General features: G+C 56.9%; 24 protein-coding genes. 9 read left to right on the top strand and 15 right to left on the bottom strand.

What is annotated here, in order from left to right; translation table 11 throughout:
• From GOV89_RS22710 to GOV89_RS19430, 3 genes are all read right to left on the bottom strand, one after another.
• On the bottom strand, positions 1-314 hold a 314-nt coding region (locus tag GOV89_RS22710; RefSeq protein ID WP_217352183.1), incomplete at its 3' end, for a hypothetical protein.
• 200 nt (positions 315-514) lie between these two features.
• Positions 515-2932, bottom strand: coding sequence for a DNA topoisomerase (ATP-hydrolyzing) subunit B (gene gyrB, locus GOV89_RS19435; protein WP_171181218.1), 2418 nt, complete (start codon positions 2930-2932; stop codon positions 515-517).
• Between the two features lie 114 nt (positions 2933-3046).
• On the bottom strand, positions 3047-3619 hold the full coding sequence (locus tag GOV89_RS19430; protein ID WP_171181215.1) for a TetR/AcrR family transcriptional regulator: 573 nt from the start codon (positions 3617-3619) through the stop codon (positions 3047-3049).
• A 100-nt stretch (positions 3620-3719) separates the two neighbouring features.
• On the opposite strand from GOV89_RS19430, the gene GOV89_RS19425 reads away from it, so the two are divergent.
• Positions 3720-4286, top strand: coding sequence for a carboxymuconolactone decarboxylase family protein (locus GOV89_RS19425; RefSeq protein WP_171181213.1), 567 nt, complete (start codon positions 3720-3722; stop codon positions 4284-4286).
• Here GOV89_RS19425 and recF read toward each other — a convergent pair.
• The 6 genes from recF to mutM all read right to left on the bottom strand — a co-directional run bounded on the left by recF (position 4283) and on the right by mutM (position 10915).
• A complete protein-coding gene (recF, locus tag GOV89_RS19420; protein WP_171181210.1) occupies positions 4283-5380 on the bottom strand; it encodes a DNA replication/repair protein RecF in 1098 nt (365 codons plus the stop codon). The genes GOV89_RS19425 and recF overlap by 4 nt on opposite strands.
• 59 nt (positions 5381-5439) lie before the next feature.
• The gene (dnaN, locus tag GOV89_RS19415; protein ID WP_171181209.1) at positions 5440-6561 is read right to left on the bottom strand and encodes a DNA polymerase III subunit beta; all 1122 of its coding nucleotides are present in this window, start codon (positions 6559-6561) and stop codon (positions 5440-5442) included.
• A gap of 225 nt (positions 6562-6786) precedes the next feature.
• Entirely contained in the window at positions 6787-8172 is a 1386-nt protein-coding gene (gene dnaA / locus GOV89_RS19410; protein ID WP_171181206.1) for a chromosomal replication initiator protein DnaA, read from the bottom strand.
• 556 nt (positions 8173-8728) lie between these two features.
• The gene (rpsT, locus tag GOV89_RS19405; protein WP_039541017.1) at positions 8729-8992 is read right to left on the bottom strand and encodes a 30S ribosomal protein S20; all 264 of its coding nucleotides are present in this window, start codon (positions 8990-8992) and stop codon (positions 8729-8731) included.
• 228 nt (positions 8993-9220) lie between these two features.
• Positions 9221-9997 (bottom strand): enoyl-CoA hydratase, encoded by a 777-nt coding sequence (locus tag GOV89_RS19400; protein ID WP_171181203.1) that lies wholly within the window; start codon positions 9995-9997, stop codon positions 9221-9223.
• A 66-nt stretch (positions 9998-10063) separates the two neighbouring features.
• Positions 10064-10915 carry a bifunctional DNA-formamidopyrimidine glycosylase/DNA-(apurinic or apyrimidinic site) lyase gene (gene mutM / locus GOV89_RS19395; RefSeq protein WP_171181201.1) on the bottom strand — a complete coding sequence of 284 codons (852 nt, stop codon included), beginning with the start codon at positions 10913-10915 and terminating at the stop codon, positions 10064-10066.
• Between the two features lie 86 nt (positions 10916-11001).
• Between mutM and ubiE the strand changes: the two genes are divergently transcribed.
• Positions 11002-11754, top strand: coding sequence for a bifunctional demethylmenaquinone methyltransferase/2-methoxy-6-polyprenyl-1,4-benzoquinol methylase UbiE (ubiE, locus tag GOV89_RS19390; RefSeq protein ID WP_171181199.1), 753 nt, complete (start codon positions 11002-11004; stop codon positions 11752-11754).
• Complete coding sequence (gene ubiB, locus GOV89_RS19385; protein ID WP_171181197.1) at positions 11754-13283, top strand: 2-polyprenylphenol 6-hydroxylase; 1530 nt, start codon at positions 11754-11756, stop codon at positions 13281-13283. Before ubiE ends, ubiB begins: the two co-directional genes overlap by 1 nt.
• Positions 13284-13380: 97 nt before the next feature.
• Here ubiB and GOV89_RS19380 read toward each other — a convergent pair whose 3' ends face one another.
• Complete coding sequence (locus GOV89_RS19380; RefSeq protein WP_171181194.1) at positions 13381-14556, bottom strand: acetyl-CoA C-acyltransferase family protein; 1176 nt, start codon at positions 14554-14556, stop codon at positions 13381-13383.
• Positions 14557-14669: 113 nt separating this feature from the next.
• Here GOV89_RS19380 and GOV89_RS19375 point away from each other — a divergent pair, with 113 nt between their 5' ends.
• The 5 genes from GOV89_RS19375 (at position 14670) to GOV89_RS19355 (ending at position 19347) form a co-directional block, all read left to right on the top strand.
• On the top strand, positions 14670-15233 hold the full coding sequence (locus GOV89_RS19375) for a helix-turn-helix domain-containing protein (RefSeq protein WP_171181191.1): 564 nt from the start codon (positions 14670-14672) through the stop codon (positions 15231-15233).
• Positions 15234-15343: 110 nt separating this feature from the next.
• On the top strand, positions 15344-16528 hold the full coding sequence (locus GOV89_RS19370) for a glycine C-acetyltransferase (RefSeq protein WP_171238834.1): 1185 nt from the start codon (positions 15344-15346) through the stop codon (positions 16526-16528).
• A gap of 14 nt (positions 16529-16542) precedes the next feature.
• Positions 16543-17571 carry an L-threonine 3-dehydrogenase gene (gene tdh / locus GOV89_RS19365; protein ID WP_171181246.1) on the top strand — a complete coding sequence of 343 codons (1029 nt, stop codon included), beginning with the start codon at positions 16543-16545 and terminating at the stop codon, positions 17569-17571.
• Positions 17572-17634: 63 nt separating this feature from the next.
• Positions 17635-18516, top strand: a complete 882-nt coding sequence (locus tag GOV89_RS19360) for a tryptophan 2,3-dioxygenase (RefSeq protein ID WP_171181187.1) — start codon at positions 17635-17637, stop codon at positions 18514-18516.
• Positions 18517-18519: 3 nt separating this feature from the next.
• Positions 18520-19347, top strand: a complete 828-nt coding sequence (locus GOV89_RS19355) for an alpha/beta hydrolase (protein ID WP_171181185.1) — start codon at positions 18520-18522, stop codon at positions 19345-19347.
• A gap of 291 nt (positions 19348-19638) precedes the next feature.
• Here the strand turns inward: GOV89_RS19355 and GOV89_RS19350 are convergent, their stop codons facing one another.
• The 3 genes from GOV89_RS19350 to GOV89_RS19340 form a co-directional block, all read right to left on the bottom strand.
• A complete protein-coding gene (locus GOV89_RS19350; protein WP_171181183.1) occupies positions 19639-20550 on the bottom strand; it encodes a PhzF family phenazine biosynthesis protein in 912 nt (303 codons plus the stop codon).
• Positions 20551-20605: 55 nt separating this feature from the next.
• Positions 20606-21586, bottom strand: coding sequence for an alpha/beta fold hydrolase (locus tag GOV89_RS19345; RefSeq protein WP_171238833.1), 981 nt, complete (start codon positions 21584-21586; stop codon positions 20606-20608).
• Between the two features lie 67 nt (positions 21587-21653).
• Complete coding sequence (locus tag GOV89_RS19340; protein WP_171181179.1) at positions 21654-22271, bottom strand: pyridoxamine 5'-phosphate oxidase family protein; 618 nt, start codon at positions 22269-22271, stop codon at positions 21654-21656.
• Between the two features lie 118 nt (positions 22272-22389).
• Here GOV89_RS19340 and GOV89_RS19335 point away from each other — a divergent pair, with 118 nt between their 5' ends.
• Positions 22390-23289, top strand: coding sequence for a LysR substrate-binding domain-containing protein (locus GOV89_RS19335; RefSeq protein ID WP_171181175.1), 900 nt, complete (start codon positions 22390-22392; stop codon positions 23287-23289).
• 277 nt (positions 23290-23566) lie between these two features.
• On the opposite strand, the gene infB is transcribed toward GOV89_RS19335, so the two are convergent.
• Both infB and GOV89_RS19325 read right to left on the bottom strand, forming a co-directional pair.
• Complete coding sequence (gene infB, locus GOV89_RS19330) at positions 23567-26041, bottom strand: translation initiation factor IF-2 (protein ID WP_171181173.1); 2475 nt, start codon at positions 26039-26041, stop codon at positions 23567-23569.
• An 8-nt stretch (positions 26042-26049) separates the two neighbouring features.
• On the bottom strand, positions 26050-26673 hold the full coding sequence (locus GOV89_RS19325) for an RNA-binding protein (RefSeq protein ID WP_171181171.1): 624 nt from the start codon (positions 26671-26673) through the stop codon (positions 26050-26052).
• Between the last annotated feature and the right edge of the window lie 7 nt (positions 26674-26680).

Raw genomic sequence — 26680 nt, 5'->3', positions numbered from 1 at the left:
CGTGATCTGGAGTAATCCCGATGCGTTTTCGAGTGAGCTTGACGTGCAGAACATGATGAATTTGTATCCGGGAAGGTTCTGACGACATTTGGTGACAATCGGCCGAACGAACCGTTTAATGCGACCCACGCGGGCGACGGTTCTTTTAGAAGCTCACTGATTTCGAAGAAGAAAACTCTTGGGACAACTTCACAAGCTCTGTTTTCGGCACCACCAAGCGTTTGCCTGGCCATAACGCGACATGTTTGTCGATTGGTGAAAGCTATTTCTTTGGTGCCTTTCTTGAAAATTTGCAAAGTCAGCTTTCTGCGCATCGCAGACCTTCGCGAGAATCCAAGTTTCCTTAGGGAGGCCCTTTGCGGGGTTGAGCAATGCAAAGGGCCATAACCGCGACGACTAAGCCATAAACTGATTGAATTCGTCGCTAATGCAGACAAACGCGCAGCGCAAAACTATGGGCGAACTACGTAAACTTATGGGGTGCGCGAAGTGTTATGCGCAAACCTACAAACGATCAAAAATCCAGGTTTTCAACACTCAACGCGTTTTTCTGGATGAATTCGCGGCGTGGTTCGACCACGTCACCCATCAGCTTGGTGAACAGATCGTCGGCCTCGACCATATCGTCCACGCGCACCTGCAGCAGCGTGCGGGCGTCCGGGTCCAGTGTTGTCTCCCACAGCTGATCCGGGTTCATTTCACCCAAACCTTTGTAGCGTTGCAGCGACAGACCCTTCTCGCCCTCTTCCAGGATAGCGCGCAGCAGGTCTAGCGGTCCGTGGATCACTTGGGAACGGTCGCGACGCACCAGCGTTGCCGGGGTGTTGTAGACCTCTTGCAGGCTCTGAGTGAAGCTGCCGGTTTTTCGCGCTTCGCCCGAACGCAGCATGGGGCCGTCCAGCGTGCGCACCTCTTCCACACCGCGCAGGATACGGGCCAGTCGGATGCCGTGATCCTGAGTGATCCGGCCTTGCCAGCCGCGTTCATATTCCAGCGCGATCAAGTCGAGACGGGCAGCAACTTTGTCAGCCACGCCTTGCAGGTCGGCATCAACGGCACCTGGCACGAAGGCCCCGGCTACGGCAGCCTGTTCCAGAATGTGACGCGGGTAATGCGTCGGGAAGGCGTCCAGAACACGTTTCAACTGGCGCGCTTCGTCCACGACACGCGTGAGGTCTTGGCCGATGATTTCTTCACCCGAGCCAAGCTTCAACACGGCCCCTTCGACGCCCTGATTGATCAGATAGTCGTCCAGCGCGGCCTGATCCTTCAGGTAAACCTCTGATTTACCTCGTGAAACCTTATAAAGCGGTGGCTGAGCGATATAAAGGTACCCGCCCTCGATCAGTTCCGGCATCTGCCGGTAGAAGAAGGTCAGCAGCAGCGTCCGGATATGTGCACCGTCCACGTCGGCGTCGGTCATGATGACGATCTTGTGGTAGCGCAGCTTTTCGATGTTGAACTCATCGCGGCCAATACCAGTGCCCAGCGCCATCACTAGGTTGCCGATTTCCTGCGACGACAGCATTCGATCAAACCGCGCGCGTTCCACGTTCAGGATTTTCCCGCGCAAGGGCAAAACAGCCTGAGTCAGACGATCCCGACCTGTTTGCGCGGAACCACCTGCCGAGTCCCCCTCGACCAGGAAAACTTCGGTTTTGGACGGGTCTTTCTCGGAACAATCCTTCAGCTTACCGGCCAGATAGTTCACATCCATCGCCGTCTTGCGGCGAGTCAGTTCACGGGCCTTTCGGGCAGCCTCACGGGCCAGAGCAGCCTCGATGATCTTGCCGACGATACCCTTGGCTTCATTGGGGTTTTCTTCAAACCACTCGGCCAGTTTTTCATTCATCAAACCTTCGACCGCCGGGCGAACCTCGGACGAGACAAGCTTGTCCTTGGTTTGGGATGAGAATTTCGGGTCTGGCACCTTTACCGACAGCACGCAGGTCAGACCCTCACGCGCATCGTCCCCTGTGAAGCTGACCTTTTCCTTCTTTGCGATCCCGCTGGACTGCGCATAATTGTTGATTGTCCGAGTCAAAGCGCCCCGGAAACCGGCGACATGCGTACCGCCATCCCGCTGCGGAATGTTGTTGGTGAAGGGCAGAACCGTCTCATGGTAGCTGTCATTCCACCACATCGCGATTTCCACGCCGATGTCGTCACGCTCACCCTTGATATATATCGGCTCGGGCATGGCCGGGGTCTTGGACCGATCGAGATACTTGACGAACTCCTTGACACCGCCCTCATAGAACAGCTCGGTCTCCAACCGCTCGGCAGGGCGTTCATCAATCAGGATGATCCGCACGCCTGAGTTCAGGAAGGCCAACTCGCGCAGACGCTTTTCCAGCGTGTCGAATGAGTATTCGAGGTTCGAAAACGTGTTGGTCGAGGCCAGAAACCGCACTTCGGTTCCTGTTCGATCGCCGCAATCACCCACGACCTTCAGATGTTCCGCTGTCTCGCCACCCTCAAAGCGTGCGACATGTTCCTTGCCCGCACGCCAGATGCGCAATTCCAGCCAATCGGACAGGGCGTTCACAACCGAAACGCCCACGCCGTGCAGACCGCCCGACACCTTGTAGGAATTGCTGTCGAACTTACCGCCCGCGTGCAGTTGGGTCATAATGACTTCAGCCGCTGAAACGCCCTCTTCCGGGTGAATATCGACCGGAATTCCGCGCCCGTTATCACTGACAGAAACGCTGGAATCCGCGTGGATTTTTACCGTGACATGGTCAGCATGCCCCGCCAAGGCTTCGTCGATCCCGTTGTCGACCACCTCATACACCATGTGGTGCAGGCCCGAGCCATCATCCGTGTCCCCGATATACATGCCGGGGCGCTTGCGAACGGCCTCTAACCCTTTGAGAACTTTAATGGAATCTGCGCCGTATTCTTGAGGAGCCTGTGCGTCTTCGGACATTCAGTCAGTACCTATATTATTTTGGTAACTTATACGTTTTCTGGTGGGGAATGTCACGCGATCCCCCAAGATTTTGTGTTTGCGAGGGTCGTTTTTTGCCTGCTGGTTACAGGCTCACAAGCGATCAATGTCAGCGGCAATATCCGCAGCGATTTCCTCTGCGTCGACATCCTCGCGCTCAGCCGACAATCGCAACCCAAGAATGTCAGACTGATACCGCGCCGCCAGTCGATCCGGGTCATGTTCAGACCGAATTTCACCAGCATTCTGAGCGCTTCGGAACAGCTCGGCAAAACACGCTTTCATCTCAGTCATGTGCCGCGCAGCTTGATCTGCAAGATCGTGATCTTTCGCTTGCAACTCCGCATATGTCTTTGCCAACATGCAGGCTTTCGTCGGGCTCTCGACCGCTTCGATCACCAAACGGGGCTGCGCTTTCAACGCCCCTTTGGGCCCCAACTTTTCAGCCAAGGCCTTTAGGCGTGCCACGCCTTCCCGGGTGTAGCTTTCCATCGTCAGCGCATAGAGCGCATCCTTCGAGCCGAATGCCGCATAAAAACTGCCGGGCTTTAGCTTCAATTCCCGCTCCAAATCCTTCAACGACGTCCCGGCCCAGCCCTGACGCCAGAAGATGTCCTTTGCTTTAGCAATCAGAGCATCACGATCATATGCGGGTTTCCGGGGCATCAGCATCACCAATTCTTGAACGTTCACTCAAGTATATACTTGAGCGATCGTTCAATAAACTCTAAATACGATTCATCGCGCCAAAAACAGGAGTTCCGACATGGCCAATTTTCCGTCGCACGACCTCGAAACCGCTCCCGAAGGGTCCAAACCTCTTCTCGAAAAATCGCAGGCCGCGTTTGGTCGCTTGCCCGGTTTGCACAAGGTGATGGCCGAAAGCCCGCAGCACCTGGAAGGTTATCAGGTTCTGCACGGCCTCTTCTTGCAAACCGATTTCGGCAACGATGAGAAAACCGTTGTTTGGCAGACCATCAACGTGGAAAACGAGTGCCACTATTGCGTGCCCGCGCACACCGGTATCGCCAAGATGATGAAAGTCTCGGACGAAATCACCGAGGCGCTGCGCAATGAAACTCCGCTGCCTTCGGCCAAGCTCGAGGCACTGCGCACCTTCACTCTGCAAGTTATGGAAACACGTGGCAACCCGACCGAGGAACAGCTGCAGGCGTTCTTCGATGCGGGCTATTCACACCGCGCTGTTCTGGATGTGGTGCTGGGCCTGGCACAGAAAACCATGTCGAACTACGTCAACCACATGGCCAAAACCCCGGTCGACGAAGTTATGCGCGGCTTCCTGTGGGAACGTAAAGTCAGCGAACCGGCCTAAGCGGTCACGACCGAGCCCTCATCCCCTTCGGTGACAACCACCGTTTGGGCCCGGTCCCCCAATTCAGTAAACAACTCAGGCCCGGTGCCCGTCATCCAGGCCTGAGCCCCCAGAGCGCAAATCTCATCATAAAGCGCCGCGCGCCGACCTGCGTCCAGATGGGCAGCCACTTCGTCCAACAGTACAATCGGAGGCGCCCCAACCATCTCTGCCAGCGCACGCGCGTTCGACAAAATCAAAGACACAAGCAACGCTTTCTGCTCGCCTGTCGAGCAATCCTTGGCCGGAACGCCCTTTGCAGCAAAAACCCCATACACGTCTGACCGATGCGGCCCTACCAAAGTCCGGCCCGCAGCCAGATCCCGGAAGCGACTCTCACTTAAGGCGTCACGCAGATCCTCTGCTGTCTCAGGCATCGCGCCTTCAGTCTGGATCAATTCCAGCTCAGCCGACGGAAAAGCCGTCTCCGCCCGATCCTGCGCGGCACGCAGATAATCCAACGCCGAAAGGCGCGCAGCATGGATGCGATGTCCGGACTCAGCCATCTGACCCTCCAAGGCCGCATACCAATGGGCATCCCTCACCTGCTCTTTCAACAGACGGTTCCGTTCCCGCATTGCTTTTTCATATGACAAAGACGCTTCGGCATGGGTCGGATCAAAACTCAGCGCGATACGGTCCAGAAACCGCCGCCGCCCCTCGGCTCCTTCGATCCAAAGCCGGTCCATCGATGGGATCAGCCAAACAACCCGCGCCAGTTTACCAAGCTCGATCTGGCTCGAGGCTTTTTCGTCAATCCGAACCTGCCGCGCCGCACCGCCCTCGGACCAGGTTTCGATCTCATATCGCTGCCCCTGCGCACCCAACACCCCTGACACCTTCCAGCCCAACGCCTCGGGCCGCCGCGTCATCTCTGCCGCGCTCGCGCGCCTCATTCCGCGCCCAGGCGAAAACAAAGATACCGCTTCAAGGATGTTGGTCTTGCCGGCTCCGTTCGGCCCATGAATCGCGACGGGCCGCCCATCCAAAGACAACCGCGCCAGTTTGTGAGATCGAAAATGCGAGACCGTAAGCTCGGTCAGGGCCAATCCCATGACCCCTCCCTTCTTCTTGTCAAAAATACGGTCGCCGAAGGCATCGCGCGCCAGCGCGATCAGACGCGCATCGGCATGACAACGTAAACCGCGCTCTGGTCATTGCCTTCGCGCATCAGGGTCGGATCACCCGCAGAGTTAAACAGGAACACTGCATTCTCACGATCGACCTGAGACGCAATCTCTAGCAAATACTTGGCGTTAAACCCGATCTCCAACCGTTCATCCCCATAGGCGACGGCCAGTTCTTCTTCAGCAGCGCCACTGTCTGGTGCATTAACCGAAAGGACCAGCTTGTCGCCGTCCAGTTGCAGCTTTACCGCACGCGACCGTTCGGACGACACTGTCGCCACCCGGTCTACAGCCTGCGCAAACTCGGCCGCATCGACCTCAAGCTTGCGCGTGTTCCCTTGCGGGATGACGCGTGTGTAATCGGGGAATGTGCCATCGATGACCTTCGAGGTCAGAGTTATATCCGGCGTGGCAAAACGTACTTTGGTTTCGCTGACCGAAACGGCGATATCCATTTCATCATCGTCCAGCAGCTTGCGCAGCTCGCCCACGGTTTTGCGTGGCACGATCACTCCCGCCATGTCTGCGGCCCCATCCGGCAGATCTGCATCGATACGCGCCAGACGGTGACCGTCGGTGGCCACACAACGCAGAACTTTGCCGCCGTCAGAGCCATCAGCCACATGCATGTAGACACCGTTCAGGTAGTACCGGGTCTCTTCCGTCGAGATGGCGAATTTCGATTTGTCGAACAGCCGACGCAGCAGCGCCGCTGACGCGGTGAAATTCGATTGATATTCCGAGGACGCCATGACCGGAAAATCTTCTTTCGGCAGCGTCGCCAACGAGAAATTTGACCGGCCTGCCTCGACGGTCAACCGACCTGCAGCACTGTCTGCGGTCAGAGTCACCAGCGCCCCATCCGGCAGTTTCCGCACGATCTCATGCAGGGTGGTCGCCGCAACAGTGGTCGCACCGGCTTTCTCGACCTGCGCGGGCGCTTTATCGAGCACTTCGATATCCAGATCGGTGGCGCGGAACTGGGCCTGATCGCCCTCCGCCTCAATCAGCACGTTGGCAAGTATGGGAATGGTATTGCGCCGTTCCACAACGGATTGAGCCTGCGAAACGGCCTTGAGAAGGGTGCCGCGTTCAATGCTGATCTTCATACCCTCAGTTCCTCTGACTTGCGTACCGACATGGGCGGGACTGGCACGTTAGCGGTTCCACCCTGAGGCACAAGGATTTTTTACGGATTTCTGGGTTGGAAAGCCCTTAGCGTCAAGGGCATCGTGCCAAACTAGCCTCAGTTCTGGTCCAACCGTGGATTAATGCGCACAAGAAAACGCCCCGGACGCAAAGCACCGGGGCGTTTTCTTCATGAAATGCTCAGATCAGGCTTCCAGCGACCGCCGCAGCATTTCTACATCTTCGGCGATCTGACCGTCGGTCAGTTTCAGCTCTTCAATACGTTTCACGCCGTGCATGACCGTTGTGTGGTCTCGCCCGCCAAAACGGCGGCCAATCTCGGGCAACGAGCGGCTGGTGAGCTGCTTGCACAGATACATCGCCACCTGGCGCGGACGCGCATAAGACCGCAGGCGCTTGGGCCCGATTATGTCGGAAAGGCGAATATTGTAATATTCGGACACTTTCCGCTGGATCTCCTCAACGCTGATCTTTCGTTCTGAGGCACGCAGCACGTCAGCCAGACAGTCCTGTGTCAGCTCCATATCGATTTCGCGGCCCACCAGCGATGCGAAGGCGAACAGACGGGTCAGAGCACCTTCCAGAACGCGGACATTGGTCGAGATGCGATGCGCCAGAAACTCCAGAACACCATCGGCAATCGATAGATCGGGATAGGTGCTGCTGTACTGCTGCACCTTGTTCTGCAGGATGCCCAGGCGCAGTTCGTAGTCAGTTGGATGCAGGTCGACGACCAGACCGCATTGCAGGCGCGATTTCACACGGTCTTCCAGATCCTTGATCTCACCCGGGGCGCGGTCGGCCGAAATGATGATCTGCTTGTTCTGATCCACAAGCGCATTGAAGGTGTGAAAGAACTCTTCCTGCGTCGAATCCTTGCCCGCGATGAATTGCACGTCATCCACCATCAACACATCGACCGAGCGGAACAAGTGTTTGAAATCCATCATCCGGCGTTCACGCAGCGCCTGAACAAAGCGATACATGAATTGCTCGGCCGAAAGGTAAAGCACGTTAAGCTCAGGATGTTTTGTCTTCAGCTCCCACGCGATGGCGTGCATCAGGTGGGTTTTACCTAAACCCACACCACCATACAAAACCAGCGGGTTGAAGGTGACAGGTCCGCCTTCCGAGACACGGCGGGCGGCGGCATGCGCCAGTTCGTTGGGCTTGCCCACAACAAAGCTGTCAAAGGTAAAGCGGGAATCCAAAGGCGCGGCCTGCAAGGACTCGAGCGCATCCGAGGCAACCTCAGCCACGGGCGCGACAACAGGATCTGCAGGCGCGTCCGGGGCCGCTTGCAAGTTTGGTTTCGGACGTGCGGGCGAATTGGCGGCAACCCGGAAATCCAGCCGCTGCACGGTTTCACCTGCCGTGTTCAGTTCATACAAAATGAGGTCTGCAAAATTTTGACTGACATAGTTGCCCATAAAATTGGTCGGCACGGAAAAAACCGCCACACCATTCTGCAGCTCCTTAAATTCCAAAGGCTCGATCCAGGTGGTGTAGTTGTTCCGACCGACGGCCTTCAGCAATTTGTTACGCAGTAGTCCCCATTTCTCTTGTGTCATTCAGCGCCTCACGCATCCCATTCTTATTGGCCTGTCGGCCTTATTCATACAAACCCGGTCGCCCGGTTAAGCGTTCACTCGCACACAGGTATCCAAGCGCCAAAACCAACCCGGTTTGGCGGGATGTCTTTCAAATGCACACATGTCCCCGCTAAACGCCCGGCAATAGTTGAGCGTCCGGAAAACCGGGTTGCACGTCGCACTCTCAATTTTTTAGACAGGGCCGAGCACACCGGGCTTGTCCCGGATTTCTCGACAAATCGGCAGCCTGACATCAGCCAGTCGTCGACAACTTCTCCGGATCGTCCTGATGCCCGTCAGTTCGACCGAAGAAACAGCCTGTCCCCCCAAGCGAGTGAATCGCTGATTACAGTGGTAACAACTCCTTGCGGGGCGCGGCAACGAAACTCTGTTATTGACTCGGTTCTTTGGCCGAAAGAATCTCTCAGTTTTGTGAAGGCGCGGTTTTCCGGCAACACGAAAAAAGGCGCCGCTTCACGCGACGCCTTGTATTTAGATCAGCCTTGCTGACATGACCATTGGTCAATCAGTGGACTTAGCCCAGTGCTTTGACGCGGGCCGACAGGCGCGACATCTTGCGGGCTGCGGTGTTTTTGTGGAACACACCTTTGGTAACACCGCGCATCAGTTCAGGCTGAGCGGCACGCAGAGCAGCGGTTGCCGCGTCCTTGTCGCCAGAAGCAATCGCTTCTTCGACTTTGCGCAGGTAAGTACGGATGCGCGAACGACGCGCTTTGTTGACTGCGAAACGCTTTTCGTTCTGACGTGCGCGTTTCTTTGCCTGGGGCGAATTTGCCATGTGTTTCTGACCTTCGTTCGGTACGGTTATCTTGGGTTGCGCGCCACGGACATATCCGCACCGGATCAGAAATCACGAGTGTGAGTCGGGCCAAGCGGGCCGCACGCGCATGTATGGCGGCGGTATGTATCCAAGTTTTTCGGGTTTGCCAAGCCGATTCTCTGCGCTTGCGAACCGGACAAAAAAAGGCGGGCAAAAGCCCGCCCCCGAACCTTGGCTAGCTACGCCTTACTTGTCGCGGAATTGCGCCGCGCGCTTTTCCAGAAACGCCGCCATGCCTTCTTTCTGGTCTTCAGTCGCAAACATCGAATGGAAGACGCGACGCTCGAACAACATGCCTTCACTTAGCGGAAGTTCATAACTGCGATTGACGGCTTCTTTGGCTGCGATGGCGGTAATCTGCGACTTCTCAGCAATCTTTTGAGCCGCTCCAGTTGCCTCTTCGATCAACTTCTTGGCGGGCACAACTCGGCTTACCAAACCTGCGCGCTCGGCCTCTTCTGCATCCATGAACCGGCCCGTCAGGTTCATATCCATCGATTTCGATTTGCCGACGAACCGCGTCAAGCGCTGACTTCCACCGAGCCCCGCGATGACACCCAAATTGATCTCGGGCTGTCCGAACTTGGCAGTGTCTGCGGCGATGATGAAATCGCACAGCATCGCCAGCTCGCATCCGCCGCCCAACGCATAGCCCGCAACAGCGGCGATGATAGGCTTGCGGATCGCCGAAACCCGGTCGTTGGCATCGGCAAACAGGTTCACGTTGTAGACGTCCACAAAGCTCATCTCGGACATTTCCTTGATGTCCGCACCGGCGGCAAAGGCCTTGTCCGATCCGGTAATCACAATGCATCGCACCTTGTCGTTGCTGTCTGCATCTTCCAGCGCGGCACACAACTCACCCAGCAACTGGGTATTGAGCGCATTCAACGCATCCGGTCGGTTGAGTTTGATAAGAGCGACGTGGTCTTCGATTTCGACGATGATCGTCTCAAAAGCCATGAGGTGAAAGCTTCCGGTTGTTCCGTTCAGATACGATTCCTTATCACGCGATTTCGTTGGATCAAGTTATCTTTGGCATTGCACACAATAGAAGGATGAGCGACCGGACTGTGTGATTCTCTTGATTGTCGCGCCACAGCCCTCTGTCCGGCAAGGCTCTCCCTCGCGCCCATAGACGTCAAAGCTGTGCTGAAAATATCCAAGTTCTCCATCAGCTTGGCGGAAATCTCGCAAGGAAGAGCCGCCTGCTTCTATGGCGTCCTGCAACACTTGCCGGATGATCGGAACCAATGCGGCAACACGGGATGCAGAAATCTGCCCGGCTTTGCGACGTGGCGACACCTTGCCGCGATAAAGCGCCTCGCAGACATAGATATTGCCCAATCCGGCAACGATTCCCTGATTCAAGAGCGCGGATTTGACCGGGGTGTTCTTGCCTTTGAAGGCCTCGATCAGGTGCTCTTCGTGGAAGTCATTGCCCAAGGGCTCTGGCCCCAGAACCGACAGCAACTTGTGGTCATCCGCCGTTGCTGTCGGCATCAGGTCCATGGCGCCAAACCGACGTGGGTCATTGAAGGTCACGCGGGCACCGTTGGCCATGTGAAAGACGACATGGTCATGCTTCTCAGGCATCGGGTGCTCATGTACAAACCGCCCCAAAGGATCACCTGATACTGTCATGCGGCCCGACATGCCCAGATGAATCAGCAGCGTTTCTCCACTGCTGAGATCGGCCAGAATATATTTCGAGCGCCGCCGCAAACGATCCACCCGCTGACCCGTAAGCCGTTCGGCCATACGCTCGGGGAAGGGCCAGCGCAGATCAGGGCGATTTACGTCTGCCTGTTCAATCACCACGCCTTCCATCGCAGGGCTCAGGCCGCGTCTTACTGTCTCGACCTCGGGCAATTCGGGCATTACACGGCTCCTAATTCAAAGGGCCGCATTGTGCGCGCCTCTTATGGCCCTATAACAGAGGCGAAATTCGACGAACGGCAAGGCAAATGTCCGACAACAGCGACAAGACCACTCATTTCGGGTTTGAAACCGTGCGCGAGGCTGACAAGGCCGGGCGCGTGCAGGGCGTATTCAACTCGGTGGCCTCGAAATATGACGTGATGAACGATGTCATGTCGATGGGCATCCACCGAGTCTGGAAAGACGCGATGATGGATTGGCTGGCCCCACGCCCTGGCCAACGGCTGCTGGATGTGGCGGGCGGAACAGGGGACATCTCTTTCCGCTTCCTCAAACGCGCAGGCCACGGCCACGCCACTGTTCTGGACCTGACCGAACCTATGCTGGTCGAAGGCCGCCAACGCGCCGAAGCCGACCAGATGTCGGACAGCCTGAATTGGGTGGTCGGGGATGCGATGGCCCTGCCGTTTGAAGACAACACCTTTGATGTTTACACGATCTCTTTCGGCATCCGGAACGTCACCCGCCCGCAAGAGGCCCTGAACGAAGCGTTCCGCGTACTGAAACCCGGCGGTCGCCTGATGGTGCTGGAATTCAGCCAGTTGCCCAATGACGGGCTGCAAAAGCTTTACGATCTCTACAGCTTCAACGTCATCCCACGCATGGGTAAGCTGATCGCCAATGACTATGACAGTTATCAGTACCTTGTGGAATCTATCCGTAAATTCCCCGATCAAGAAACCTTTCTGGGCATGGTCCGCGCTGCTGGCTTCGAGAACGCCAAGTACCGAAACCTGAGCATGGGCATCGCCGCGCTGCATTCCGGCTGGAAAATCTGATGCGCGGTCCTCACAATATTATCCGCCTGATCCGCACAGGCGCCACTTTAGAGCGCACCGGTGCCATGAACGTGGTTCTGGACGCTTTTGAGGCCCCCCGGTCGCTGCGGTTTATCGCCCACGCGTTGGGCAAGCCGTTCCAGTGGCTGGGCTACAAAGGCGATCCTGACATGCCGCCTGCCACCCGTGCTCTGACAGCGCTTGGTCCGGCCTACATCAAGTTTGGTCAGGTGCTGTCCACCCGCCCCGATGTCGTCGGCAATGAACTGGCCGAACAGCTGCGCGTTCTTCAGGACAAACTACCCCCGTTTTCTAAGTCTGAGGCCATGGCCGAGGTCGAAAAAGAACTTGGGCAGCCTGTTGCCGAGATGTTCAGCGATTTCAGCGAACCAATCGCCGCCGCATCAATCGCGCAGGTCCATAAAGCCAAACTGGTCAGCACGGGCGAGGATGTTGCCGTAAAAGTCCTGCGACCCGGCATCGAACGCGCGTTCCGCAAGGATGTAGACGCTTTCTATTTCGCGGCCCGTATCGTGCAGCTTTTCGCCCCCGGCGCGCGCCGTTTGCGTCCGATGGAAGTGATCGAACATTTCGATGGCGTTGTCCGTGGCGAACTCGATCTGCGGCTGGAAAGCTCTGCTGCATCGGAATACGCCGCCAACACCAAGGATGATGCCGGGTTCTGGCTGCCGCCCGTGGTCTGGTCGCTGTCTGCGCGTCGCGTGATGACACTGAGCTGGGCCGACGGTATCCCGCTGGGCGACAACGCAGCCCTCGACGCCGCAGGCCACAACCGCCGCGATCTGGCCGAACGCGTCCTGCGCCTGTTCCTGCTGCACGCCCTGCGCGACGGGTATTTCCATGCCGACATGCACCAGGGTAACCTGAAGGTTGCCGCCAATGGCGATATCATCGCCTATGACTATGGCATCATGGGCCATATCGACGAATACACGCGCCGGGTTTATGCCGAGATCCTCTTTGGTTTCATCCGCCGCGATTATAAACGCGTGGCCGAGGTACATTTCGAAGCAGGATATGTCCCCGCAAACCAGGACGTAGATGAATTCGCCCGCGCCCTGCGTGCAGTTGGCGAACCCATCTTCGGCATGGATGCTTCACATATCTCGATGGGCCGCCTGCTGAATTACCTATTCGAGGTGACCGAGCGCTTTGGCATGGAAACAAGAACCGAGCTGATCCTGCTGCAACGCACCATGGTGGTGGTCGAAGGTGTCGCGCGCTCACTCGACGACCACATGAACATCTGGGAGGTCGCCCGCCCTGTAGTCGAAGACTACATCAAGCGATCTATCGGCCCTCGCGCCGCTCTGAGGGATTTTGGGAAAACCGCAATGGTGCTCGCCCGTTTCGGCCCGCGCCTGCCAGCGCTTGTTGAAAACGCACTGATCGCGCAAACCCAAAAAGACGACAAAAAGAGTAACGGCTTTGGTGCATATGCCCTACCTGCCACGATAGGTGCGCTCTTTGGAATAGCCGCAACGCTGATTGCCGTGGTGCTGGGCTAATTCAAACCCGCCTGCTTCATCTGGCTAAAAATACCTTCGGGGGGAATTGCGCCAAAAGCGCAATGGGGGGCAGACAGCCCCCCTGCTCCGTTGTCGTTCAGAGCCGCTCAATGGCAAGGGCAATCCCCTGACCACCGCCAATGCACATGGTGATCAACGCTTTTGACCCACCCGTACGCTCCAACTCGTACAGCGCCTTGAGGGTGATGATCGCGCCGGTCGCGCCAACCGGATGGCCCAGCGCAATGGCACCGCCGTTGGGGTTTACCTTGGCCGCATCCAGACCCAGCTCCTGATTGACGGCCAGTGCCTGTGCGGCAAAAGCTTCGTTGCTTTCGATCACATCGAAATCACCTGCCGACAAACCGGTCTTCTTGAACAGGTTTTGCACCGCCGGGACCGGGCCAATACCCATAACTTCGGGTCGCACACCGGCATGGGCATAGCCGATCACGCGTGCTTTCGGTTTCAAACCGGCTTTTTCTGCCGCGTCCGCCGTTGCCAGAACCATCGCAGCCGCGCCGTCATTGATGCCCGAGGCATTCCCGGCCGTGACGCGCCCGTCTTTCTTGAACACTGGCCTCAACCCGGCCAGCGCCTCGGCTGTAGTCGCTTTGGGGTGTTCATCGACCTGGAAATCGACCATGTCGCGTTTGACCTTGACCTGCACCGGAGCGATCTGGCTTTCGAAAAATCCCCCCTCAATCGCAGCAGCCGCACGGGTCTGGCTGGTCATGGCAAACTCGTCCATCTGCTCACGGCTGATCTGATGTTCGTCGGCCACGTTTTCGGCCGTGACACCCATATGCCCTGTGCCAAACGGGCAATTCAGTGCGCCCAGCATCATATCGAGCGAGGTAACATCACCCATCTTAGCGCCCCACCGCGCCTGAGGCACGATGTAAGGGCTGCGCGACATGCTCTCGGCACCGCCCGCCACAGCAAATTCCGCATCGCCAAGCATCAGGGACTGCACGGCGGATACAATGGCCTGAGCCCCGGACCCGCACAGACGGTTCACATTCATGGCCGGCGTACCGTTGGGGATACCCGCCTGCATCGCAGCCACGCGTGATAAATACATGTCGCGTGGTTCGGTGTTGATGACATGACCAAAGACAACGCTGCCGATCTGCGCGCCTTCAACACCCGAACGTTCAAGGGCTGCTTCGGTGGCAACAGTTGCCAGATCAATCGGAGCCATCGAGGCCAAAGCGCCACCAAATGTGCCGATGGCGGTACGCGCACCATCCAGAATCACTACGTCAGTCATATTTTCTCCTCCAAAACCCGCGCGCATTATGCACTTGCAGCATGATCTTCAAATTAGACTCACTGTCACGCCCGGAATTGACATTACGTTGCGCAACACGCATGGATTCCGTCATGACGGAAAACACAGACGATATCCTGAACCTCCTGCCTGCACGCCTGAAAGAGGCACGCCGGGCAAAAGGACTGTCGCTTGAGGCGGTTGCCAAACTCAGCGGCGTTTCCCGGTCCATGGTCAGCCAGATCGAGCGCGGCGAAAGCAGCCCTACGATCTCGACCCTTTGGAACCTGACCCGCGCTTTGCAGGTGGATTTTGCAGGTCTGTTGGAAGGCGCACAAGCCAGTGACCAGATCGAGGTTCTGCGAAGCTCTGAGGTCCCCAGTATCGACAATATGGGGCAAAACTGCCGTATTCGCATCCTTTCCCCGCCGGAAGAAGCCGGAGGTCACGAGGTCTATGAAATTGAGTTTGGTGAAGGCGGAGCTTTGAACAGCCAACCCCACGCCCGCGGAGCGCACGAGCAGCTGACGGTGCTGGAAGGCAGGGTCAGGGTCACGTCCGGCAGCGCCATGTCGGACCTGAACCAAGGAGACACCGCGCGTTACGCTGCAGACATCGCGCATTCCATTGTTGCCAAAGGGCCCGCACGAGTCTTTTTGATCGTGAAAAACGCCTGAATCCGGCAAAATTCCGCCTTCACGGAAATTTTTCCTTCATATTGAATTTCCCCTATTTGGGAAATTCATCCGCTATGTTAGATGTGCGACTCAGTTGAACGGAGGTCGCCATGGCAGATGCATTCCTGTCCCACATCACGGACACACTCGCGCAGATCGAATCCGAAGGTTTGTACAAGCGCGAACGAATGATCACTTCGCCTCAGGGCGGTGAGATTACGGTGGGCGGCAAACAGGTCATCAACCTGTGCGCCAATAACTATCTGGGTCTGGCCGATCATCCGGCGTTGATCGACGCCGCCAAGGGCGTGATGGAGCCCAAAGGATTCGGCATGGCATCGGTCCGGTTCATCTGCGGGACGCAGGATATTCATCGTGAATTGGAACAGAAGCTGGCGACTTTCCTGAACAAGGACGACGCGATCCTGTTTGCTGCCTGTTTTGATGCCAACGGCGGTTTGTTCGAACCGCTGCTCGGCCCCGAGGACGCGATTATCTCAGACAGTTTGAATCACGCCTCGATCATAGACGGAGTGCGGTTGTGCAAGGCAAAGCGCTATCGCTATTTGAACAATGACATGAACGACCTCGAAGCCTGGCTGAAACAGGCACGCGAGGACGGGGCACGGCATATCATGATCGCAACGGATGGCGTGTTCTCGATGGATGGCTATCTGGCTAACCTGCCGAAGATTCGCGAACTGGCGGACAAGTATGACGCCATTGTCATGGTTGATGATTGCCACGCCACCGGCTTCATGGGGCCGAACGGTGCGGGTACGCCGGACCACTTCGGTGTTGATGTCGACATTCTAACAGGAACTTTGGGCAAGGCACTTGGGGGGGCAATCGGCGGTTACATCGCCGGGCCGCAGCCAGTGATCGACCTGCTGCGGCAGCGGGCGCGGCCCTATCTGTTCTCAAATTCGCTGCCGCCTTCCATCGTCGCCGCAGGGCTTGAGGCGATCCGTCTTGTAGAAGAAGGCGACATGCTGCGTGCCCAGCTGTTTGGCAACGCCAAATACTGGCGCGCGGGGCTGGAAAATCTGGGCTTTGATCTACTGCCCGGCGAACACCCGATCATCCCGGTGATGTTGGGCGAAGCGACGCTGGCGCAGGACATGGCGACAAAGCTGTTTGATGAGGGCGTCTATGTCTCGGGTTTCTTCTTCCCGGTTGTTCCACGCGGACAAGCGCGGATCAGAACGCAAATGAATGCGGCTCTAACCAAGGATGAATTGGATCGCGCGCTGACCGCCTTTGGCAAGGTTGGCAAAGAACTGGGGGTGATCTAATGCGCCCCAACACCATGAAGGCACTGGAAAAATCCAAACCCGAAGAGGGCCTGTGGATGGTGCAGGCCCCGGTGCCCGAGATCGGGCCGGAAGAGGTGCTGATCAAAATCAACAAAACCGGCATCTGCGGGACCGATATTCATATCTGGAACTGGGATGAATGGGCCTCTGCCACTGTGCCGGTTCCGATGATCACCGGCCACGAATTCGCCGGTGAGATCGTCGAGATCGGGCGCAACGTGACGGGGCTTGAGATCGGTCAGCGGTGTTCCGGAGAGGGGCATCTGATCACCACCGACAGCCGCCAGAGCCGCGCGGGCAAGTTCCACCTCGACCCCGGCACTCGCGGGATCGGTGTGAATGAGCAAGGGGCCTTTGCGCAGTACCTGAAATTGCCGGCTTTTAATGTCGTGCCACTGCCCGACGATATACCGGATGAGATCGGAGCCATTCTCGACCCCCTCGGCAACGCTGTTCATACAGCGCTGAGCTTCGATCTGCTGGGCGAAGATGTTCTGATCACTGGCGCAGGCCCGATCGGAATCATGGCCGCCGCAGTTGCGCGCCATGCCAGTGCGCGGAATGTTGTGATTACCGATATCAATCCAGATCGCCTGAAGCTGGCTGAACATGTGGTGCCAACTGTCCGCACCGTCGACGTGTCCAAAGAAGACCTGCAAGACGTCATTACCGAATTGGGAATGAAAGAAGGCTTCGACGTCGGTCTTGAAATGTCCGGGTCTCAAGCCGCGCTTGACCAAATGGTCGAAGCTCTTGTGATGGGTGGAAAGATCGCCTTGCTGGGCATTCCGCCCGGGAAATCACCGGTCGATTGGTCGCGTATCGTGTTCAAGGCCATCACCATCAAGGGCGTGTATGGGCGCGAGATGTTCGAGACCTGGTACAAGATGATTGCCATGCTGCAAAACGGGCTGGATATTTCTCGCGTGATCACACACCAGATGAAAGTCGACGAGTTTACCGAGGGTTTTGCCGCGATGAAATCGGGTAGGTCAGGAAAGGTGGTCCTCGACTGGACCTGACACTCTGGCCCTGCGCCGATTCACCCCCTACACATGGGGGGACGCCGGCGCAGGGAGAAGCACATGAGCGATAAGGATGATCGATTTCTTGAACGCGGGATCGAAGACACTCTGGTCACCGATTTCGCGCAGACCCATCGCAAAAGCTATGGCGATTTCCTGCAGCTCAAGACACTGCTGAACCTGCAAAAGACCTTTCAGGACCCTGCGCAACCAGATGAGATGCTGTTCATCATCATCCATCAGGTCAGCGAGTTGTGGTTGAAACTGATGCACCACCAACTGGTGGAAGTACGTCATTTCCTGCAACAGGACGAGTTCGGCCCGGCGATGAAGAACCTCGACAGGGTCAAGGCGATCCAGCGACAGTTGATCGCGGCGTGGGAAACCCTGCTGACCATGACGCCCGCCGATTACATGACGTTTCGGCAGGCTCTGGGCAACTCTTCAGGGTTTCAAAGCTATGGGTACCGGCAGATCGAGTTCATACTGGGCAACAAGGACCCCGCGACCCTAAAAGTGCATCAGCATGACCCCGAAGTTATGGCGATGCTGAATCATGCGCTGACCAAACCATCTCTGTACGACGAGGTGTTGTTCATGCTGTCCCGCCAGGGCTTTGACGTACCAAAGGACCTGTTAGACCGCGACTTTGCACAGCCCTATTCCGGTGATCCGCGCGTGGTCAAAATCTGGCTGCAGGTGTTTCGGGATAGGTCGCAGTATTGGGATCTTTATGCACTGGCGGAAAAGCTGATGGACGTGGAATCCCTATTCCAGCGCTGGCGTTTCGATCACGTCACAGCGGTGGAAAGAGTGATCGGCAACCAACCCGGCACCGGCGGCTCCAGTGGCGTGTCGTTTTTGCGCAAGGCCTTGGATTTACGCTTTTTCCATGATCTCTACGACCTACGCACCGAATTGATGTATGCGGATCAGGAGTGAGCAATGCTGTACCGGGGGTTCACACAGGCCGAGTTGGATCAGGAGTATTCGCCCTCGTCAATGATCGGTGGAGACCTCACACCCTATCTGGACAGCTACGCCGCGCTCAGTGCACAGCATCGCGCGCAGATGGAGGTGATCGGGAACATCTCTTACGGTGATGGAACCGCTCAGGTTCTGGATTTCTTTCCCGCAAAAGGTGCTGGTGCTCCGCTGCATGTCTTTATTCATGGGGGCTATTGGCAAGCCCTCAGCCAGCGCGATTCGGCGATGATGGCACCTGCCCTGATCGAGGCTGAACAGTCGTTTGCGACGCTGAACTACACACTCGCCCCGAATGCACGGATCGGAGAGATGGTCGAAGAATGTCGCGACGCTTTGCTCTGGCTAGCAACCAACGCATCTGATCTGGGTTTTGACCCGTCGCGGATCACCTTGTCCGGGCACAGCGCCGGGGCTCAGTTGGTCAGCATGGTAATGGCAAGCTCAGCCAACAAACTGGCGCGCGCGGGGCTGCGTGTGCGCGACGTGATCCTGATCAGCGGAATTTATGATCTTGAACCGATCAGCCTGACGCCGATCAACGACCCCCTGCAATTGACCCCGGTTGAGGTGAACGACCTGTCCCCCACCCGCCACCTGCCCCGCCCCGGCCCGCGCTATCACGTGACCGTGGCCGAACGCGATACGCCCGAGTTCATCCGCCAGAGCCGGGACTATGCCGAACAGCTGCGCAAAGCCGGGCATTCCGTCAGTTTCGATCTGAAACGTGGGATGCACCATTTTGACATCATCATGCATCCGGGGACGTTTTTATCGGTGTCGCGTTAGTCAAGGACATCGGGCGCCCAAAAGATTTGTCCCCTTCGCCGAGAGCCAAATAATCAAACACGAACCGAGGTTTGTACCGGAACTGCAAATGCCAGCCCCAAGCGCAACCCGGCCATTGAAATTTCGTGCTGCCCCCGCGAGCAGCACGAATTGTTGTTCCGAAACGCAAATACTCGTGTCGCATTGCGATGGAAAAGCAGTCCATACGCCAATGGAATGAACTCATTTCGTAAACTCGTCCTACGCGGAATTGGCCCCAACGAACGTCACACGTGATCAGCTTTTTTGTCGCTAGAAAGCAATTTGAAGCGAGCGCGCGACCTTGCCGTAGCCACCCGCCATGAGGCCCGAGATTGCGCCATCCTCAACCTCCAATTCAACTTTAATTAGGCTCGGGCTTGCAGGGTTCATAAACACTCCTTGCTCGATCTGGAATGAACGCTGAGATGAATCGCCAAAATCGTGCAATACACATGCCAGCGGCCCCGCGGCCATCCCGGTCGCTGCTTCCTCTTCAATCGCGTATCTGGGCGCGAACATGCGAGTCGTGGCATCTCGACTTGTCGCTAAGGGATCGTTTGTGAAGACGTAGTAGCCGATCAAATCCAGCTGCTCACTGATTTGAGTGATTTTGGCATAATCTGGTTTGACATTGGCAAGAGCCCTGGCATTTGAAAGACCAACAACGATGAAGCTATTACCGGTATTGACCAGAAGCGGTGGGAACCTCCGATCAATTTGAGAATTGTCGATCCCGAGTGAGTTCAGAACATCATCGATTTTCACGCCCTTTTTGGCCCACTCTTCAACTCCTGAATAGCGTGGGGCCAATTGCTCCATGTAGGCGGCACCTTCTTTCATGAGGATGCGCCTCGGCCCATCAACCGTCTCCTTGGAAGTATCGGGGTTGGGGATCCGACCTAACGCATCAAGGTGCGAAAAGGCTGCGATTGTCGCGTGACCGCAATGAGCGATGCGTCGGTTCGGTGTGAAGAAATCCAGCTTGAAGCCTTCGGTCTCGGACCGAGAGACAAAGGCCGTTTCGGACAATCCAACCCTTGCTGCAATGTCCTGCATGTCTTGCTCACTCAATTCATCAGCGTCCAAAATGACACCTGCGGGATTTCCTCCGGTGCCACCGTCGACAAAGCCGTGTACGACTTCAACCGTTGCCTGTCTGGCTGTATTTGCCTGCGTGTTCATTGTTCGTCTCCATGCATAAGGCCGCACCCTTGAGCATGGTGCGGCCATTTCTACGTCAGTTGCTGGCGTTGGTGATACGATTCAGAAAGGCAGTCATCTGCGTGGCAATCTCGGGTCCATACTCTTCCAGCGCGAAGTGTCCAGTATCGAGCAGGTGAAACTCAAGATCCTTCAGATCACGTTGATAGGGAAAGGCACCTTCGGCAGGGAAGATGTGATCATTCTTGCCCCACATCAGCAGCGCCGGTGGCTGATGCTTGCGAAACAGCGCCTGCCATTTTGGGTATTCGGCAACGTTGGTGCCGTAATCCAGGAAAAGTTCAAGTTGTACCTCCTGATTGCCTTCGCGGTCGAGCAAGTATTGGACGTGCCAGAAATTGTCCGGGTTAATCAGTTCCGGTTTCTGGACACCGTGGGTGAATTGCCATTTGGTAGCATCCAGAGTGAGGAATCCACGAAGCTGATCGCCATTCTCTTGCGATGGCTCGGCCCAATAGGCTTTGATTGGATCCCAGAATTCGCGCAGCCCTTCCTCATAGGCATTCCCGTTTTGAATGATGAAGCCCGTGACTCGTTCGGGCCGTTCCGCAAACATACGAAAACCAACCGGAGCGCCGTAATCCATCAGATAGACCGCGTAGTGATCTACGCCCTTTCGGTCGAGCAGCGACGTCATCATTTTCGATATATTCGCGAAGGTATACTCGAAGTCTTCGGCCATCGGCATATCCGATGCCCCGAATCCTGGAAAATCGGGCGCAATCACGTGGTAGCGCTTGGCCAGTTCAGGAATAAGGTTTCGGAACATGTGTGAAGAGGTCGGAAACCCATGAAGCAGCAGGACAGTGGGCCTGTTCGGATCTCCGGCCTCACGATAGGCGATATTGATGTCGCCGATTTGTTCCGTACGGAAACTGATGGCCTGAGTAGCTTCAACTTGGGTCTCTGCGGCGATTGCAGGGGCTGGTGCCAATGGCCCAACAATAGAAAGCGCAAGAATACTGGCGCTCAGGATGGATTTCAGATTGCGCGGCATGGGTATTTCCTTTCGTCATTCTAGGGCGCGCGTCTTAACGCGCGGGGTTTGACACCGGTCAGTTTTGCTAGCCGAGCGCCTCTTCGAGCCTTGCGTTTCGCGCTTTCAGCGCTGCCAGTTCAGTGCGAAACGGGGCCAGATAATCTTCAAATTCTTCAAGGGTCATGCGTTGGGGGATGTGCTGCGGGCAGTTCCAGTCCATCGCCTCAAGCTTGATCACAATCGCCCGCTCAGGATGAGCGCGATAGCCTGGCGCACTCAGGCGCCGCATCAGGGCCGGATCAGTCTCGGCATCAATGAGCATCGCCCGACCCCAGATCTTGAGACGTCTCTGATTGGGGTAATCCATTAGGATCAGCGAGATGCGGTCATTGATCAGCAGGTTGCCTGTACTGAGATACTGCCGGTTGCCCCGAAAATCGGCGTAGGCAAGTGTCCGTTCATCCAACACCTTCAAAAAACCAACTGGTCCACCGCGGAATTGTACGTAAGGCCAGCCGGTTTCCGAGACCGTAGCTTGATAGAAGCCGTCCCTTTGCGCGATGAAGCTGGCCTCAACCGGGCTGATCAGGTCCTCCTGACGGGCACCTGCCAGAAACTTCGCGTAACCGGTCGCTGACCCATTCTTGGCCTGCGTTTCGCGTACGGAGGGCGTGAAACTGATCTCTGCAAAGGGTCGTACCATCGTATTCTCCACCTTGATCTGGGCTATGCCCTGGGACTGAGGTGAAGTTAATCAGAGCTTCTGTGTTGCGGAATTAGGATAATTGGCAATATATTATTCCAAAATATGGAATAATATTTTGGACAGATTTCACGCGCTAAACGTCTTTGTCAAAGTGGCCGAGCTGAAAGGCTTTGCCGCTGCGGCCCGTCACCTCAGAATGTCGCCGCCAACAGTGACCCGAATGGTTTCCATGCTTGAGGAAAGCCTCGGGCTACGTCTTTTTGTGCGCACAACGCGCTCAGTTATGCTGACTGATAGTGGGCAAAGGTTTTTTGAGGATGCCAAACGTATTCTGGCTGATCTTGAAGAGGCCGAGCGCGCTGCAATCGGTTCCTATTCCGAACCCACCGGGGAATTAAGTGTCACTGCATCGGTCTTGTTTGGTCGTATGTTCATTACTCCGCTTTTGGGCGAATTTCTGGATCTGTACCCAAAGCTCTCGGCACGTACCCTCTATGTTGACCGCGTGGTCAACCTGATTGATGAGGGCCTCGACGTCGGCATCAGGATCGGCAACATGGCGGATTCAAGCCTCATGGCTGTCAAATGCGGCGCAGTGAGGCAGGTACTATTTGCGTCGCCGGCATATCTTGACCAACACGGCGAACCGGAAACACCCGAAGACTTATCCAATCGTGCCATAATCAACTCAACTGCGCTCAATCCATCGGCCCAATGGCATTTTCAAACGGGCAGAAAGACAACTGTCAAACGCGTGAGCCCGCGCATCAGCATGAATACAAATGATGCTGTGATCGAGTTGGCCTTGCGAGGCCATGGCATCGGGCGGCTTCTGTCTTATCAGGTGGCACCCTACATAGCAGATGGGCGACTCAAGACTGTTTTAAAGCCTTATGAACCGCCCGAGGTTCCCATCCATCTTGTGCATCAAGAGGGCCGAACCGTGTCTGCGAAAGTGCGCGCCTTTGTGGATTTTGCCGCCGAGTGCCTCAAGTCCAACCCCCTACTTGGCTAAACGGGATCCCGGTTTGAGAGCGCGACCAACTAAAAGGCGAACTCGTACTATTCAGCCGCTGCTGCACCCGAAGATGTCCATACATTTGGAACAAAGGCACCATCCAACGCAGTGTTGAGAGGAAATGCAGTTGCCGCGAATGCGTCAGGATGCTGCGTCAGAAAAGGTGCGGAATCCAAGATTGGTTTTGCCCACGCGGCAGATGTTGAAACCCAACAAGAACCAACAAAAAAGCGGCCCAAGGGGGCCGCTTTCTCTAATTTCGTTTTGAACCGGATCAATCCAGTGTCCGGGTGACCTCTTCGCGCTCGAAGATTTCGATAACGTCTCCTTGGCGAATATCGTCGTAGTTCTCGAACGCCATACCGCATTCCTGACCCGACTGAACCTCGGCCACTTCGTCCTTGAAGCGTTTGAGCGTCTTCAGCGTGCCCTCGTGGATCACCACGTTGTCGCGCAGCAGGCGGACACCTGCCGAACGACGGGCAACACCTTCGGTGACCAGACAGCCGGCAACTTTGCCGACGCCGGTGACCTTGAAGACTTCGCGGATCTCGGCATAGCCGATGAACTTCTCGCGGATCTCGGCGCTCAGCAGGCCGGATGCAGCTGCTTTCACGTCGTCCACAAGGTCATAGATCACCGAGTAATAGCGGATCTCAACACCCTTCTGGTTCGCGGTGTTCCGGGCCGATGCGTTGGCACGAACGTTGAAGCCCATGACTGGCGCGCCTGATGCTTCGGCCAGGCCGACGTCGGTCTCGGTGATCGCGCCCACGCCCGAATGCAGCACGCGCACGCGCACTTCGTCGTTGCCGATTTTTTCCATCGCCTGAACGATAGCTTCGGCAGACCCCTGCACGTCAGCTTTGACGAGGATCGGCAGCTCGGCCACGTTCTCGTCTTCTTTCGCCTTTTGCATCAGCTGTTCAAGGGTCGTTGCGGCACCAGCGGCGGCGCGTTTGTCCTTGGCAGCTTGTTCGCGATAAGCGGCGATTTCGCGGGCTTGTGCTTCGGTCTCGGTCACGTTCAAAACGTCACCGGCTTCGGGCGTGCCGTTCAAGCCCAGAACCTCGACAGGAACCGATGGGCCAGCTTCTTTGACGCGGTCACCCTTGTCGTTGATCAGCGCGCGGACCTTACCGTATTGCTCACCCACAACGAAGATGTCGCCCTGGCGCAACGTGCCGTTCTGAACCAGAACGGTGGCCACAGGACCACGACCAACATCCAGCTGCGCCTCGATCACAGCACCTTGGGCGGCGCGGTCGGGGTTGGCTTTCAGTTCCAGAATTTCGGCTTGCAGCGCAATGGCTTCCAGCAGCTCGTCCAGACCCTGACCGGTGATCGCGGACACTTCGACGTCCTGAACCTCACCCGACATTTTCTCGACGATCACTTCGTGTTGCAGCAGATCGGTGCGCACCTTGTCCGGGTTTGCGTCCGGCTTGTCGACCTTGTTGATCGCCACGATCATGGGCACTTCTGCCGCTTTGGCGTGGTTGATCGCCTCGATCGTCTGCGGCATCACTGCGTCGTCAGCCGCAACAACCAGAACCACGATATCCGTGACCTGAGCACCGCGCGAACGCATCGACGTAAACGCTGCGTGGCCCGGTGTATCCAGGAAGGTCAGCGTGGTGCCGCCCTCGGTTTTCACCTGATAGGCGCCGATATGCTGGGTAATGCCACCGGCCTCGCCCGCCACAACACGCGCATCGCGGATTGCATCCAACAGCGAGGTTTTACCGTGGTCAACGTGACCCATGATGGTGATGACCGGCGGGCGCGGCTTCAGATCTTCATCGCTGTCTTCGACCTCTTTGATGACGTCTTCAACATCCGAGTCAGAAACACGCGTGACCTTGTGGCCAAATTCTTCGATGATCAGTTCAGCCGTGTCAGCGTCGATGGTCTGGTTCTGTGTGACCATCATGCCCATCTGCATCAGCGATTTGACAACGTCAGCCACACGTTCGGCCATACGGTTGGCCAGTTCCGAGACCATGATGGCCTCGGGCAGCTGCACGTCACGGATCACCTTTTCCCGCTCAACCGTGCCGCCCATGGCTTTCTGACGCGCACGCTCTTGCTTGCGTTTCATCGCAGCCATCGAGCGTTGGCGGTTGCCTTCGCCACCAGTGGCCTGACCCAGTGTCAGCTTGCCAGAACGGCGATTATCTTCACGACCTTTGCCGCGACCGCGCTGCTCGCGTTCACGATCCTGTTTACGCGGAGTCGCAGCAGGCGCAGGTTTGCTGGTCGGAGCGCGTGCCGCTTTCGGCTCTTCCGGCGCGGGCGCTGCAGCAGCACGTTTGGCAGCTTCTTCCGCCTCTTTGCGCTTGCGCTCTTCTTCTTCCGCCTTCTGGCGTGCACGCTCTTCGGCTTCGCGCTGTTCGCGCTCCTTGGCTTCCTGTTCCGCACGGCGGCGGGCGCGCTCTTCTTCGCGCGCCTTTTCAGCGGCCTCACGGGCGGCGGCCTCTTCAGCCTCGCGCGCCTTGGCTGCTTGCAGCGCCTTCATGCGGCGCGCCATTTCCGCGTCGGATATACCCGCCGGGCGACGCGACGGATCACCCGAAGGTGCAGCACCGCCACTTGGCTTTGCCGCGCCCGGCTTGGGGACCACCACGCGCTTGCGTTTGGTTTCCACCACGACATTCTTGGTGCGTCCGTGGCTGAAACTCTGTTTCACATTTCCGGGGCGTGCCCCGCCACGAAGACCCAATGTCTTTTTGCCGTCATTATCGCTCATAAAGCTTCTTACCCTTCCGCGCGGCCCCTGCCGCCGTCATCCGTTTCGCGCAAGCCACGCAAGCGCTGCGCTTCCTCTACAACACGTTTGGCGAGTCCGCCAGAGGCCATGGCAGCATGAATCACCGTTTGGCGTCCAAATGCCTGCCCTAATTCGTCCGCAGTCAGCCAACCAATGTATTTTCCGAAGTGCGGCGTGCTGAGTTTGGACTTGCCGCGCCCCGATCCATCAATGGCCTGAAGCAGCACCTGCGCTTCTTCTCGGTCCAGCCACGTCTTGACCTTTTCATAACCGGCAACCGCGTCACCAGACTTGCGCGCCAGACTGAGCAACTCAACCACGCGGCGCGCGATCTGTTTTTCAACTTCGTCGCTCAGATCGCTCGGCACAGAAACCTGCGCCTTGAACCCGCGCGCAAACAGCTTTTTGCCAACGGCCTTGTCCAGTGCGGCGCGATCTGCCGCCACATAGACCCCACGCCCCGGCAGCTTTGCCGCAACATCGGGATAAACCTGACCGTCCGGTCCCGTCACAAAGCGGATCAGACCGTATTTCGGCTGAACCTCGCCCGTGGCAATGCACTTGCGTTCGGGTCCGTCAGACCGATCTTTATGGACGCCACCGCGACCCATACGCGCC

Origin of the sequence: Ruegeria sp. HKCCA5763 (genome assembly GCF_013034545.1) — a bacterium.
Lineage (GTDB): Bacteria > Pseudomonadota > Alphaproteobacteria > Rhodobacterales > Rhodobacteraceae > Ruegeria.
Note: the sequence above shows the minus strand (reverse complement) of the source record. Positions and strands in the feature narration are given on the sequence as shown.

Coding starts and splice junctions, on each gene's coding strand:
- gyrB (WP_171181218.1), bottom strand. CDS start 2,932: ATGTCCGAAGACGCACAGGCTCCTCAAGAATACGGCGCAGATTCCATT.
- GOV89_RS19430 (WP_171181215.1), bottom strand. CDS start 3,619: ATGCCCCGGAAACCCGCATATGATCGTGATGCTCTGATTGCTAAAGCA.
- GOV89_RS19425 (WP_171181213.1), top strand. CDS start 3,720: ATGGCCAATTTTCCGTCGCACGACCTCGAAACCGCTCCCGAAGGGTCC.
- recF (WP_171181210.1), bottom strand. CDS start 5,380: ATGGGATTGGCCCTGACCGAGCTTACGGTCTCGCATTTTCGATCTCAC.
- dnaN (WP_171181209.1), bottom strand. CDS start 6,561: ATGAAGATCAGCATTGAACGCGGCACCCTTCTCAAGGCCGTTTCGCAG.
- dnaA (WP_171181206.1), bottom strand. CDS start 8,172: ATGACACAAGAGAAATGGGGACTACTGCGTAACAAATTGCTGAAGGCC.
- rpsT (WP_039541017.1), bottom strand. CDS start 8,992: ATGGCAAATTCGCCCCAGGCAAAGAAACGCGCACGTCAGAACGAAAAG.
- GOV89_RS19400 (WP_171181203.1), bottom strand. CDS start 9,997: ATGGCTTTTGAGACGATCATCGTCGAAATCGAAGACCACGTCGCTCTT.
- mutM (WP_171181201.1), bottom strand. CDS start 10,915: ATGCCCGAATTGCCCGAGGTCGAGACAGTAAGACGCGGCCTGAGCCCT.
- ubiE (WP_171181199.1), top strand. CDS start 11,002: ATGTCCGACAACAGCGACAAGACCACTCATTTCGGGTTTGAAACCGTG.
- ubiB (WP_171181197.1), top strand. CDS start 11,754: ATGCGCGGTCCTCACAATATTATCCGCCTGATCCGCACAGGCGCCACT.
- GOV89_RS19380 (WP_171181194.1), bottom strand. CDS start 14,556: ATGACTGACGTAGTGATTCTGGATGGTGCGCGTACCGCCATCGGCACA.
- GOV89_RS19375 (WP_171181191.1), top strand. CDS start 14,670: ATGACGGAAAACACAGACGATATCCTGAACCTCCTGCCTGCACGCCTG.
- GOV89_RS19370 (WP_171238834.1), top strand. CDS start 15,344: ATGGCAGATGCATTCCTGTCCCACATCACGGACACACTCGCGCAGATC.
- tdh (WP_171181246.1), top strand. CDS start 16,543: ATGAAGGCACTGGAAAAATCCAAACCCGAAGAGGGCCTGTGGATGGTG.
- GOV89_RS19360 (WP_171181187.1), top strand. CDS start 17,635: ATGAGCGATAAGGATGATCGATTTCTTGAACGCGGGATCGAAGACACT.
- GOV89_RS19355 (WP_171181185.1), top strand. CDS start 18,520: ATGCTGTACCGGGGGTTCACACAGGCCGAGTTGGATCAGGAGTATTCG.
- GOV89_RS19350 (WP_171181183.1), bottom strand. CDS start 20,550: ATGAACACGCAGGCAAATACAGCCAGACAGGCAACGGTTGAAGTCGTA.
- GOV89_RS19345 (WP_171238833.1), bottom strand. CDS start 21,586: ATGCCGCGCAATCTGAAATCCATCCTGAGCGCCAGTATTCTTGCGCTT.
- GOV89_RS19340 (WP_171181179.1), bottom strand. CDS start 22,271: ATGGTACGACCCTTTGCAGAGATCAGTTTCACGCCCTCCGTACGCGAA.
- infB (WP_171181173.1), bottom strand. CDS start 26,041: ATGAGCGATAATGACGGCAAAAAGACATTGGGTCTTCGTGGCGGGGCA.
- GOV89_RS19325 (WP_171181171.1), bottom strand. CDS start 26,673: ATGGGTCGCGGTGGCGTCCATAAAGATCGGTCTGACGGACCCGAACGC.